We start from the raw sequence: 13,422 nt of genomic DNA, 5'->3' as shown, positions 1-13,422 counted from the left end.
TTCGTTTTAAAATAAAGAGTTTCTTGAAACGAGCAATCCTCGAGGCAGAGCCATCGAGGTGTTTCGCTCTTTTCATTTCGGTTTTATCAAACCAAAAACCTGAATTTTCTTATTTAGATTCAAATGATATTTTCAATAGAAACCCCGACGCAAAACGTCGAGGAATCCTCTTTTAAAAACTACCAATCAATAATTAATTCAAATATTTAATATCCTGGATTTTGCGTTAAATTAGGGTTTGTACTCAATGCTTTTGCAGGAATTGGATATATAATCTTTGTTCTATCTGTAGATTCAGGCTTTTCCTGAACAGGATCTAAGAAGGTACTAAAACGAATTTGATCCTGTCTTCTCCAACCTTCCCAATACAATTCCCTAGCACGTTCATCTAAAATATCATCTAAAGTAGCTCCTGTATAAACGCTTTCAACACCTCTGGCTGTTCTTAATACATTTAGCGGTCCTGAAGCATCTCCTCCCATTCTTGTCATGGCTTCTGCTTTCATTAAATAAACATCTGCCAATCTAAAAATTACAAAGTCATTGGCTGGCCTATTTAAGTTAGCATAATCAGGCATATACTTGATAACTCTCATACCTTTTTCTTCTGTTGAGTTGGCCAAAGAAAACTCTTTTGTAAAAGCCAAAGGCTGACCAGCTCTGTCTTCGATTTCATTACCCGCTTCATCATACTGCTGGCCAACCAAAAATCCTGTTTTCAAACCTGATACGTCTGTTAAACCATCATAATCTCCTCCAATACGAGGATCGCTGTCATCAAATTTATCATATAAATCAGTTAGTGCTACAAAACCATTCCATCCACCCGGATTATTATTGTAATGCAGTGTCATGAAATAGAATCTAGCCAGCTCACCACCAGTTTTGTTATCGTTTTCAGAGGCAAAAATAATTTCTGTACCTATATCTGTGTTGTTTGGTGCAAAAGCATCAAAGTAATTGGCTTGTAATGAAAACGGACCAGATAAAACAGTATCACAATAATCAACTACTTTTTGCATGTCTGCATTATCAAAAGCAAATGGTCCTGTTTGTGGCGTACCATCTTCATCAGTAGCTTTATACACGGCGCGATTTAAATACATTTTAGCTAATAACGTTGCTGCTACATATTTATTAACACTATTACTAGCCGAACCGCTAGGTAAATTGTCATAAACAGCTTCTAATTGCGAAATAGCTATATCTATAGCTTCTGTGCGCTTTAAAACCGTTGGGAAGTCTCCATAGCTTGTGCCAATCTCTCTGTTTGGTACTTGGCCCCATAAATCTGTTGCTGTAAATATATAGAAACTAGAATAGAATGTAGCCATGGCTCTTTCTTCATCATTGGGCTCATTGTTGAGAGCATCAATTGCTGAAAACAAGCCACCTAAAATCTGATCCCAAGCACCAGAAATCCTTGGATGAGATGAGTTCCACTGATGCAGGTGAAGTGCTCTCCATGCACCACCATCGTCCCAATCGGCACCTCTGGTAGGACCCGCCATTTCATCTGTAGGGTGCTGTTGTAATACATATTGAAACTCCTGATGTTGAAATGAGCGCAACTGGCTGTAAGCATTCACCAATTGTCCTGTAACGATTTCTTGTTTAGTTAGACCACTTTTGTCTAAAAGTCCATCTAACTCCTTATCTAAATCAGTACACGAGAAGATAAAAAATGTACTAATTGTAAAAATTAAATATTTTTTCATGATTCTTTTGTTAGAAATTTAAATTTAAACCTAATGATAATGAACGTGATCTTGGATAACCAGAATATTCAATTCCAAAAGAAGGTACACCATCTACTTGTTTGTTTGTATTTACCTCTGGATCAAACCCACTATACTGTGTAATGATGAATAAATTCTGACCCGTTAAAGCTAAGCGCATACCTTTTAAATAGTTACCTACCTTACCTAAGTTTTCGGTATCGAATGAATAACCTATGCTCAAATTCGACAGTCTAAAAAAGTCACCCGATTCCAAAAAGCGAGTAGATACTTTTAGGCTTGATCCTGGATCTTCACCATTATCTACAACACTGGTTATTACATTTTCACCTCTAGTATAAAGCGCATTGGCATTGAATAATGCGTTTGCTGTGTTATTGTAAATTTGATGACCATAAGCCCCGTAACCATTAACGGTGAAATCCCAATTTTTATAATTACCTCTAATATATAATCCAACATTAATATCAGGATTTGGATCCCCTACAAAAGCTCTGTCACTATCCCCTCCTGGTTGGTCAAAGTCGGTATTGACAACACCATCACCGTTTGTATCTGCATACACAGCATTGCCACTAGAATCGAATCCTTCAAAAACAGGTAAATAGAAGGCATATAATGGCTGTCCATCATATAATAACTGTAAACTATCGCCAGACAGGCCTTGACCACTTGCGGATCCCGTAGACGTTCCAAATCTCGCAAATGCTTCTTTCCCATTTATCTCATTTTTTAAGAAAGAAATGTTTCCTCCAATTTCCAAAGAAAAATCTTCTTTATCAAAGGCCTTATAATTTAGGCCAATCTCCACACCTGAGTTGATAATTTCATCATCAAAATTAGACCAGCTAAATGATCCTACAGGACCGGGCTGTGCAACAGGAAGTCTGAATAATAAATCATTGGTCTTTTTGTTAAAATAATCTAAACTACCAGATAATTTGCTATCGAATAATCCAAAATCGAAACCAAAGTTCAACTGGGTGGTCGATTCCCATTTCAAATCAGCACTACCTATATTAAGGCTTGATGGCTGGCCAGTATCTTTAATAACATAAATATCGCTAGCTGCTTCAGCACTAAACTCTTGATTTCCAGTTTGTCCCCATCCTGCTCTAAACTTTAACTCATTAATTGTTTCAGGCAAGAAACCTTCCTCATGAATTTTCCAAGCTGCCGCAAAGGATGGGAAATACCCATATTTGTTATCTGATCCAAATCGACTTGACCCATCTGCTCTTACAGTAGCCGTTAAAATATATTTATTGCTTATATTAACGATACTTCGTGCAAAATAAGATTGCAATGAAACTGGCAGAAAACCAACATTAACAATTTGATTTCTGTCTATGCTATACCCGAAAGAAGAATAGTCATTTCTTTCAATAGTTTGAGCAGCAAAAATATTATCTAAATAGCCTTGTTGATCTTCTTTTGAAAAATCCCTAAAAGTAATATTTTCTCCACTACCTTGGTAATCTTCATAACTATGCCCGATAACAGCATCGATGTTTACATTTTCTGAAACATCTTTTTTGAATGATAATGTATTGGTTATCAGTATGTTATTAAATCTTGAGTTCTGAACATTTGCATAACCTCTACCTAACGTTTCCTGCGTATTAAAAGCACTTGAGGCTGCAATACCTCTGTAAGCATTGGTTTTGTCAAAACCATAAGTAAACTCATACTTTAAATCGTCGGTAAGTTTGATATTTGCCTTCACATTTCCAAAAAGCTTGGTTGTTTTGGTATTGTCATTAAAATAGTTTAAAAACGCTAATGGATTTCTTTGATTCGCAGAAGGTTGTACAAAAGACCCATCTGCCGCATAAAAAGATTGCGTAGGATTCCATTTTAAAGCAGACATCATTATATCGCCTTCGGCACCAATAGATTCTGAAAGTGCAGTGGCTTCATTTTCTATTTGAGAAGCTGTTAAGCTGACAGAAACCTCTACTATATCTTCAAAAAACTTTTGCGAAATGTTGGTATTTAAGGTGTATTTGTCCATTCCAGTGTTTTTTATTACACCCTCTTGGTTCAGCGCACCTAAAGATACTCTGTACTTGCCCTTCTCAGAACCACCAGAATAAGATAAATTATGCTCTGTAGTTAATGCGGTCTTGCTAATGGCATCAAAAGCATCTACACTACCACCAGCATCAGCACTGGGATTCGCTGCTGCAAACTGATTGGCATTTAAAAGATCGTAAGAATTGGCTACACGAGAAGAGGTAGTAGTAATCGAATAATTAAGTTTTCCTTCACCTCTTTTACCAGATTTCGTGGTAATTATAACTACTCCATTTGCCGCTCTTGCCCCGTAAATAGCTGTTGCCGAGGCATCCTTAAGAATTGAGATAGACTCAATATCGTTGGAGTTGATAAAGTTTAATGGGTTTTTAGCACTGGAAGATCCAGAAATTGTACCGGTATTTGAACCTGGTGCATTGCTACTATTATTAAAGGGTACCCCATCGATAACGTATAAAGGATCATTTCCTGACCTTACGGAAGACGAACCCCTAATACGTATGGTAGCACCAGCTCCTGGTTCGCCACTAGAAGTCGTTACTTGTACACCGGCAGATCGTCCCTGTAACAATTGCTCTGGTGATGTAACAACACCTTTATTAAAATCTTCTGTACTTACAACATCTACAGCTCCCGTAGCATCTTGTTTTTTTACAGATCCATACCCAACAATAACAACTTCATCAAGTTTATCTGTATCTTCTAGAAGAGTTACATTCATTGTTGTATCTGACACAACAACTTCTTGAGTTTGATAGCCAATAAAAGAGAACACCAAAATGTCACCCTTATTAGCTTGTATCTCAAACTTACCATCAAAATCAGTTGCAGTTCCAACAGTTTTCCCTTTTACCAAAATGTTAACTCCTGGTAAAGGTTCTAAAGCATCAGAAACTGTTCCTGTAACAGTTTGTGCATAAACATAATTTCCGAGTAAAAGAATAAACGGTAGGAAAAATGTTTTAAGTAATTTGCTTTTCATAATTAAAATAAATTGTTTACTAGTGTGTTTTTTAATGTCTGTTGGATTTTTAATCTGTCTTCTGATTTAAACTAATCCGCCAAACGATAATAACAAAGATGTTTATTAAGTTCTTCCATTGTATAAAATTTTAAAAAAAACATTTAAAAACGAGCCGAAAACGTTTTCGATTTTGATATATCAACAAAAGTTAGTTAGCTTTTTTATATAATACTCATAAATTTGTGAAAAATTTAACCAATATTATTATTTTTAAAGTAAGTTATGATAATTTGTTTTTAAGAATTTTATTTGTAACTTATTTGTTCAAAAATCCCTCGATATGAAACATATTACTTTAAAAGATTTAGCAAAACAACTTGGTTTATCTACTGCTACCGTTTCCAAGGCTTTAAAAAATTACCCCGATGTTAGTGATGAAACAAAAAAAAGTGTTCAAGATTTAGCAAGAGAATTGAATTATGAGCCTAATTCATTTGCTTTGGGTCTTCGTAGCAAGGAATCTAAAATCATAGGCGTTATTATTCCAACAATGATTCATTATTTTTTTTCAAGCGTACTTGATGCAATTTTTAAAGAAGCTGAACAAAGAAACTACATGGTTATTGTCATGCAATCGAATGAAGAATATTGTAACGAAAAAAAGCAAGTAGATTTATTATTAAACAAGGGGGTTGATGGTATCTTAATTTCTTTATCTAATAAAACAAATGATTTTAAACACTTGCAAAAAATAATCGATTACGACATTCCTCTTGTTCTGTTCGATAAAATTGCCAAATTAGTAAATTGCTCCAAAGTATTTATAGATGACAAGAAGGCCGCCTACGAAGCCGTTTCTTATTTAATAAGTAAAGGGTACAAACGTATCGCCCACTTTAGAGGTGATCTTAATCCCCAGAATTCCATTGACAGGTTTTTGGGGTATAAAAAAGCACTAGAAGACCACGGCATCACTTTTGACCCTTCCCTAGTTTATTTATGCGATAATAATTCTGATTTTTCAGATGGTTATTCATCTGCTAAACAAATACTTCTTGACCATGGAGACAATGTAGATGCTATATTTACTGTTAATGATTTAATGGCAATTGGTGCGATTAATTATTTTAATGAAAAAGGTATAAAGATACCAGAACAAATAGCCCTATTTGGGTTTAGTAATTGGTTTATGGCTTCTGTTATTACTCCTTCCTTATCATCAATCGATCAAAACGCCTATCAAATGGGGAAAAAATCTATTGAAATTTTGTTTGAAGAAATATTAAGCAAAAAAAGTAACAAACCCTTTACCCATAAAAAAATCGTCATCGACACCGAACTAGTTATACGAAATTCGTGTTAAACTAGTCATTACCAAAAGAGTACATTTTTACCGCCCCGCCTTTTTAAATGAGATTGTAATCTACTAAGATTATATTCACGAAATACCATAAAATTTTTATATTTGCACCAGCAAAAATCAATTCAACTTAATTGAGAATGAAGTAACGTTCACGAGTTGTATACACGATTTTTGAAATGAATCAAAAAGCTTATCAATACTGAAGAAAATGGCTTAAGTTATAGCTTCAGTTTGGTTATGAAAGTTAAGCTCAAGTTTCACTTTTTTAGTTTATGCACGTATGGCGGAATTGGTAGACGCGCAGGCTTGAGGGGCTTGTTTCCTACGGAAGTGCAGGTTCGACTCCTGTTACGTGCACGATAAAATCACAAATAGTTCTTCAATGAGCGTTTGTGATTTTTTTTGTGGAATGATCTTTGTTATCATGTTAGCAATTTCACAGATAATTAACGAAATAACCTCTATTAATTCTTATTATTGCAGTATGCAAAAAAAGTACCTCATTTTAGTATTGTTGTCAATATCATCATTTATAACAATAGCACAAAACACAGATAGTGGCAAGCTTAAAGGACAAATAATCGACTCCGAATCTAAAAAACCTTTAAGTGCAGCTCATATACTAAATCTTAATTCTGTTATTGGTACGATAACTAACGAAAAAGGTCTTTTTGACCTTGTAGCACAAGCAAATGATACTGTACTCGTTTCTTATTTAGGCTACGCCTCTATAAAATTAAAAATTACAAACGACCTTTTAAAAGGAAATGAAGTCGTAATTTCACTAGAAGAAAAACCAGAAGAAGTAAAAGAAGTCGTCATTAAATCTACTCAATTAATCGGAGTGCTAGAAGTAGATGTTAAACAAGTACCTAAAGATCGTTTTACAAGAATACATATTAACGGGTTGCCGCAAACATACGAAGTAGGAAGACCTCAAAAAATCTCCTCTCCTATTGCAAAACTCTTAAATCCTGTTGATTTGGTATATAATCTCTTCGGAAATAAGCCCAAACAACTTAAAAAATTAAAAAAGCTTAAAAAAGAAGACGATTTGCGTAAAATGTTAGCGGGTAAATTTGACCGTGAGGTGATGATGGAATACTTAGAAATGGACAGAGCTGAGTTAAACAAACTACTTTCTGATTGTAATTATTCTGAATACTTCATAAAAAAAGCCAGTGATTTACAGTTGATTGAAGCTGTATTAAACTGTTACGAAAGCTATAAAGCCGTGAAAAAAGGAAAAATAGAAAGAGATAGAATACCTGATAGAGATTAACATAAAAGCAGCAAAATTTTGCTGCTTTTTTTATGTTTATATTTCAACCAAAAGAACTAAATTTACACCTTCAAAAAACACACAAACACAACTAATAATGATTCATTTCTTTGGAAACGTAAACAGTAAGGTCTTTGCTGTTCAAACAACAGAAGAATTAACATCTGAAACAATTTCGAAATTAACTTGGTTATTTGGCAACCAACCGAAAATAAATGCGGCGTCTCTCGACGCCTTTTTTGTTGGACCAAGGGCAGCAATGATTACTCCTTGGAGTACCAATGCAGTTGAAATTACTCAAAATATGGGGATTTCTGGAATTATAAGAATCGAAGAGTTTGAAGCAGTTGCTGATGATTTTTCTGATTTCGACCCAATGATTTCTCAAAAATTTAACGGATTAAACCAAGAGACTTTTACAATCAATATTCAGCCAGAACCTATTTTAGAAATTGAGGATATTGCTGCATATAACGAGCAAGAAGGATTGGCGTTAAGTGAAGAAGAAATTACCTATTTAGAAGAAGTTGCCACAAAAATTGGTAGAAAACTAACCGATTCTGAAGTATTTGGATTCTCACAAGTAAACTCAGAACACTGTCGCCATAAAATTTTTAACGGAACTTTTGTAATTGATGGTGAAGAAATGCCTACTTCACTTTTCAAATTAATTAAAAAAACTTCCGAAGAAAATCCAAACGACATTATTTCTGCTTATAAAGACAATGTTGCTTTTATTCAAGGACCTAACGTAGAGCAGTTTGCTCCGAAAAGTGCTGAAAAACCCGATTTTTACGAAACGAAAGATTTTGAATCTGTTATCTCTTTAAAAGCAGAAACGCACAACTTCCCTACCACTGTTGAACCGTTCAACGGTGCTGCCACTGGTTCTGGAGGTGAAATTCGTGATAGATTAGCTGGCGGAAAGGGATCGCTACCATTAGCGGGTACGGCGGTGTATATGACCTCGTATTCTCGTTTAGAAGAGAATCGACCTTGGGAAAAAGGAATGGACGAGCGCCAATGGTTGTACCAAACTCCCATAGATATTTTAATCAAGGCTTCCAATGGAGCTTCTGATTTTGGAAATAAATTCGGACAGCCCTTAATCTGCGGTTCTGTATTAACTTTTGAACATGACGAGCAAAGCGATAGCACACTAGAAGGGGCTCAACCTAGAAAACTTGGTTTCGACAAGGTTATCATGCAAGCTGGGGGTGTTGGATATGGAAAAAAAGAACAAGCGTTAAAAGATACTCCGAAAGAAGGAGATAAAGTGGTCATCTTAGGTGGTGAGAACTACCGCATTGGTATGGGAGGAGCTGCGGTTTCTTCTGCCGACACTGGAGCGTTTTCTTCAGGAATTGAGTTAAACGCTGTGCAGCGTTCCAATCCTGAAATGCAAAAACGTGCTGCCAATGCCGTTCGTGGTATGGTAGAAAGCGACGAAAATTATATTGTTTCCATTCACGACCATGGAGCTGGTGGACACCTTAACTGTTTGTCAGAACTGGTGGAAGACACGGGAGGAGTTATTAATTTAGATTCGTTACCCGTAGGTGACCCTACCCTATCAGATAAAGAAATTATTGGTAACGAGTCACAAGAAAGAATGGGATTGGTAATTGCAGAAAAGCATATCGATTTCCTTCGTCAAATTGCTGAACGTGAACGTTCACCTATGTATACAGTAGGTGATGTTACTGGAAATCATCGTTTTACTTTTGAATCTAAAACTCATTGTAACAAACCAATGGATTTGGCTTTAGAAGATATGTTTGGAAGCTCTCCAAAAACAATTATGACGGATAAAACAGTCTATAGAAACTATGCCGCCATTGACTATTCAAAAGAAAACTTTACGAGTTATTTAGAACAAGTACTGCAACTAGAAGCTGTAGCTTGTAAAGATTGGTTAACCAATAAAGTAGACCGTTGCGTGGGTGGAAAAGTAGCCAAACAACAATGTGTTGGTGCCTTACAACTTCCTCTAAACAATGTTGGTGTCATGGCGTTGGACTATAAGGGTAAAGAAGGAATTGCAACTACGATTGGGCACGCTCCTATTGCTGGTTTAATCCACCCAGAGGCTGGAAGTAAGAATTCTATTGCAGAAGCATTAACAAATATCGTTTGGGCACCTTTAAAAGAGGGGTTACAATCGGTTTCATTGTCCGCAAACTGGATGTGGCCTTGTAGAAATGAAGGCGAAGACGCGCGCTTGTATAAAGCGGTAAAAGCTGTTTCTGAATTTGCTATTGATTTAGGAATCAATGTTCCCACAGGAAAAGATTCGTTATCAATGAAACAGAAGTACCCAAATGAAGAAGTTATTTCTCCAGGAACTGTAGTGATTTCTGCAGCTGCAAATTGCAACGATATTACCAAAGTGGTAGAACCTGTTTTACAACCTAACAAAGGAAGTATCTACTATATTAATTTGTCGCAAGATGAATTCAAATTAGGAGGAAGTTCGTTTGCACAAATTGTAAACAAAATAGGGAGCGCTACTCCTACTATTACCAATACCAAATTCTTTAAATCTGCATTTAATGTAGTTCAGAATTTAATCAAAAAAGGAAAAATAGTTGCGGGTCACGATGTGGCATCTGGAGGATTCATCACAACTTTACTAGAATTGTGTTTTGCAGATGTTAATGTAGGTGCTAACATAGACTTGTCTTCTTTAAATGAAACAGATAGCATTAAATTGCTATTTGCTGAAAACTCAGGAATTGTTTTCCAAGCGACAGACAATTCAGTTGAGCAAATTTTAACTGAAAACAATATTGAATTCTTTAAAATAGGTACTGTAACAGAATCTGATCGATTGAATATTAAAAACGGATCTGATGTTTTTGCCTTGTCAATTGCTGAATTAAGAGATACTTGGTATAAAACATCCTATTTATTAGATCAAAAGCAAACAGCGAATGGTTTAGCCAAAGATCGTTTTGATAATTATAAAAATCAGCCGTTACACTATACCTTCCCAACGCATTTTACAGGAAAGTTAAAAGACGTCATTGCGAGTAAAACGAAGCAATCTGTTCGTCCAAAAGCCGCTATCATTCGAGAAAAAGGTTCAAACTCTGAACGTGAAATGGCAAACGCAATGTATTTAGCCGGTTTTGATGTAAAAGATGTTCACATGACCGATTTAATTTCTGGTCGTGAGACGTTAGAAGATACTCAGTTTATTGGTGCTGTTGGTGGTTTTTCTAATTCTGATGTGTTAGGTTCTGCTAAAGGATGGGCGGGTGCATTTTTATATAACGAAAAAGCAAATACTGCGCTACAGAATTTCTTTAAAAGAGAAGATACGCTCTCTGTAGGTATTTGCAACGGATGTCAGTTATTTATGGAGTTAGAGTTAATCAATCCAGAGCATACCAAACATGGAAAGATGTTACATAACGATTCTAAAAAGCACGAAAGTTCGTTTACTTCTGTAAAAATTCAAGAGAATAACTCCGTAATGTTATCTAGTTTAGCAGGAACTGAGTTAGGTGTTTGGATTTCTCATGGAGAAGGAAAATTTCATTTACCAGAAACTGAAGAAAATTATAACATTGTTGCTAAGTACGGATATGAAGGATATCCTAACAATCCGAACGGTTCTGATTATAACACGGCTATGCTGTGTGATTCAACAGGGCGCCATTTGGTAACCATGCCACATATTGAACGTTCTACTTTCCAATGGAATTGGGCAAATTACCCACAAGACAGAGAAGATGAAGTTTCTCCGTGGTTAGAAGCTTTTGTAAACGCTAGAAAGTGGATAGAACATAAAAAGTAATAATATAAATACTTCTTTCAATTTTCGATATAAAAAAGGCACTCTGTAAAGGGTGCTTTATTGTTTTACAAAAGTAAACAATTGTAAAATAGATTATTTACAAATGTAAATATTTGTTTAATTTTATTCATTGTACTCTTGTATACAATAACCTTTTTACTAAAGTAATGTGAACTCTGTATGCTATATACTGATTTTAAGTTACTTACGATTATAATCATAAATCGAATTAAAAGAGAAGTCTGATTTAAGTAAATAACTCTTGCTTTTAAGAGGTTATTAGTCACACTTCAGTCAATCGACATAGCACATTATTGATTTTGGGATTAATAAAGTATAAATCTGCTAAAATTAGGTTAAAATAGAGTCTTAGACCTCTTGTATCTTTTATTTAAGTAAACAATCTATTCTATACTGATTTTATGGAACTTATGGGTAATATATAGTCCTCTATTAAGGCAGCTAATCGCACATGAGAGAGGGATAGCTATAAAGTATATTATATATGTGAATCAATTAGACAAAGAAGTAATCTTAACTAAATATTTCACTGTTTACAAAAGTAAATTAATCAAAGAATCGCACATTTGTTTACGATTGTAACTTACTTATTCTTGTTCGCTTATAAGGTGTTAAATAACTTTTATCTATATTAAACAAATAAAATGCTGTTTTTTAGTATTTTATATATATTCAACTAAAGTATTTGTTTATATTTTAAACCTTTCTACTTGTAATATTACCCTTTTTATTTTTTTACATGTGTTAAATTGCATATATTTACATAAGTAAACAACTTGTTATTGTTACATTTGTAAACAAATGATAGAAAGATTAAAAAAAATATTAGCGTATTACGATTTATCAGCTTCTAGTTTTGCAGATAAGATCGATGTGCCCAGATCTAGTATTTCTCACCTACTTTCGGGAAGAAATAAACCGAGTTTAGATTTCATTATAAAAGTTGAAAAGGCATTTGATGAAGTTGAACTCAACTGGTTGGTATATGGCAAAGGTAGTTTTCCTCCTAACATAGAGAAGCCTGAAAAAAAGGAAAGCATTGAAAATTACAGCACTCCTTCTCTATTTGCTGAAAATCCTGTATTTGAGCAAGACTCCGAAGAAAAATCAAATACGCAATTCTCAGAGAGTCATCAAAAATCAGAAAAAGTAGCTACATCAAAAGAAATTAAAAATATTTTGGTTCTATACAATGATGGAACTTTTGAAGATTACAGAAAAAGATAACACATCATTGAATACCATTTACAATTTGAAGTAACTGGGATGAACGAAAAAAGTCTGTATCAGAATTGATACAGACTTTTTTTTATTTAGTATAATGTAAAAATTTTATGTTAACATTCCTCCATCTACCGATAAGGTTTGTCCTGTGATATACGAACTCATATCTGAAGCCAGAAATACACAAGCATTGGCAATATCTTGGGGAGTTCCTCCTCTTTTTAAAGGAATTTCATTTCTCCAACCTTCCACTACTTTTTCATCAAGTTTTGCGGTCATTTCAGTTTCAATAAAACCAGGAGCAACTACGTTGCTACGAATGTTACGAGAACCTAATTCTAACGCAACCGATTTTGAAAAACCTAAAATTCCTGCTTTAGAAGCAGCATAGTTTGCTTGCCCAGCGTTTCCTTTTAAGCCCACCACAGAACTCATATTGATTATTGAGCCTGCACGTTGTTTCATCATTGGTCGGATAACTGCTTTAGTTAAATTGAAAACCGATTTTAAATTTACCTCGATTACTTTATCAAAATCATCTTCAGAAATACGCATTAGCAAGTTGTCTTTAGTAATACCTGCATTATTTACTAAAACATCAATGGTTCCGAATTCTTCTAAAACATTTTTCGCCAATTCTTGTGCTGCATCAAACTCTGCAGCATTTGATTGATACCCTTTTGCCTTTACTCCTAATGCTTTTAATTCATTTTCTAAGGCTGTGGCCGCTTCAACTGAAGAGTTATACGTAAATGCAACGTTGCATCCTTGGTTTGCAAATTCTAGTGCAATTCCTCTACCTATACCTCTAGTAGCACCTGTAATGATTGCTGTTTTATTTTCTAAAAGTTTCATTTATTAGTTGTTTTAATCGTAGTGCGATAGCCAAGGTTTTAATTTTCTGTGGCTTGCCTCTAAATTCTTAAATAATTTTTTTGAATACCCAATATGCTAGTATCTGGGTAGTTTGTTGGGTTCAAATATAAAAAG

General features: G+C 34.7%; 7 protein-coding genes and 1 tRNA gene. 5 read left to right on the top strand and 3 right to left on the bottom strand.

From position 1 onward, the window contains the following. Window positions 1–206 precede the first annotated feature (206 nt). Both P8625_RS02680 and P8625_RS02675 read right to left on the bottom strand, forming a co-directional pair. The gene (locus P8625_RS02680; RefSeq protein ID WP_279651959.1) at window positions 207–1,718 is read right to left on the bottom strand and encodes a RagB/SusD family nutrient uptake outer membrane protein; all 1,512 of its coding nucleotides are present in this window, start codon (window positions 1,716–1,718) and stop codon (window positions 207–209) included. A 10-nt stretch (window positions 1,719–1,728) separates the two neighbouring features. Continuing rightward, on the bottom strand, window positions 1,729–4,758 hold the full coding sequence (locus tag P8625_RS02675) for a SusC/RagA family TonB-linked outer membrane protein (RefSeq protein ID WP_279651958.1): 3,030 nt from the start codon (window positions 4,756–4,758) through the stop codon (window positions 1,729–1,731). A gap of 322 nt (window positions 4,759–5,080) precedes the next feature. On the opposite strand from P8625_RS02675, the gene P8625_RS02670 reads away from it, so the two are divergent. The 5 genes from P8625_RS02670 (at window position 5,081) to P8625_RS02650 (ending at window position 12,435) form a co-directional block, all read left to right on the top strand. Beyond that, window positions 5,081–6,103: a LacI family DNA-binding transcriptional regulator gene (locus P8625_RS02670; protein ID WP_279651957.1), complete on the top strand. Its 1,023-nt coding sequence runs from the start codon at window positions 5,081–5,083 to the stop codon at window positions 6,101–6,103. A 274-nt stretch (window positions 6,104–6,377) separates the two neighbouring features. After that, window positions 6,378–6,460: transfer RNA gene (locus P8625_RS02665), tRNA-Leu, on the top strand. 127 nt (window positions 6,461–6,587) lie between these two features. Continuing rightward, window positions 6,588–7,385 carry a carboxypeptidase-like regulatory domain-containing protein gene (locus P8625_RS02660; RefSeq protein WP_279651956.1) on the top strand — a complete coding sequence of 266 codons (798 nt, stop codon included), beginning with the start codon at window positions 6,588–6,590 and terminating at the stop codon, window positions 7,383–7,385. Window positions 7,386–7,482: 97 nt separating this feature from the next. Next, complete coding sequence (gene purL / locus P8625_RS02655; RefSeq protein WP_279651955.1) at window positions 7,483–11,187, top strand: phosphoribosylformylglycinamidine synthase; 3,705 nt, start codon at window positions 7,483–7,485, stop codon at window positions 11,185–11,187. 822 nt (window positions 11,188–12,009) lie between these two features. Next, window positions 12,010–12,435 (top strand): helix-turn-helix transcriptional regulator, encoded by a 426-nt coding sequence (locus P8625_RS02650; protein ID WP_279651954.1) that lies wholly within the window; start codon window positions 12,010–12,012, stop codon window positions 12,433–12,435. Window positions 12,436–12,540: 105 nt separating this feature from the next. On the opposite strand, the gene fabG is transcribed toward P8625_RS02650, so the two are convergent. Further along, the gene (gene fabG / locus P8625_RS02645; protein ID WP_279651953.1) at window positions 12,541–13,287 is read right to left on the bottom strand and encodes a 3-oxoacyl-[acyl-carrier-protein] reductase; all 747 of its coding nucleotides are present in this window, start codon (window positions 13,285–13,287) and stop codon (window positions 12,541–12,543) included. Window positions 13,288–13,422: the final 135 nt, after the last annotated feature.

This window comes from Tenacibaculum tangerinum, from assembly GCF_029853675.1.
GTDB classification, from domain to species: domain Bacteria; phylum Bacteroidota; class Bacteroidia; order Flavobacteriales; family Flavobacteriaceae; genus Polaribacter; species Polaribacter tangerinum_A.
The sequence above is the reverse complement of the archived record's forward strand: the minus strand, read 5'-3'. Positions and strand labels throughout refer to the sequence as shown.

Coding starts and splice junctions, on each gene's coding strand:
- P8625_RS02680 (WP_279651959.1), bottom strand. CDS start 1,718: ATGAAAAAATATTTAATTTTTACAATTAGTACATTTTTTATCTTCTCG.
- P8625_RS02675 (WP_279651958.1), bottom strand. CDS start 4,758: ATGAAAAGCAAATTACTTAAAACATTTTTCCTACCGTTTATTCTTTTA.
- P8625_RS02670 (WP_279651957.1), top strand. CDS start 5,081: ATGAAACATATTACTTTAAAAGATTTAGCAAAACAACTTGGTTTATCT.
- P8625_RS02660 (WP_279651956.1), top strand. CDS start 6,588: ATGCAAAAAAAGTACCTCATTTTAGTATTGTTGTCAATATCATCATTT.
- purL (WP_279651955.1), top strand. CDS start 7,483: ATGATTCATTTCTTTGGAAACGTAAACAGTAAGGTCTTTGCTGTTCAA.
- P8625_RS02650 (WP_279651954.1), top strand. CDS start 12,010: ATGATAGAAAGATTAAAAAAAATATTAGCGTATTACGATTTATCAGCT.
- fabG (WP_279651953.1), bottom strand. CDS start 13,287: ATGAAACTTTTAGAAAATAAAACAGCAATCATTACAGGTGCTACTAGA.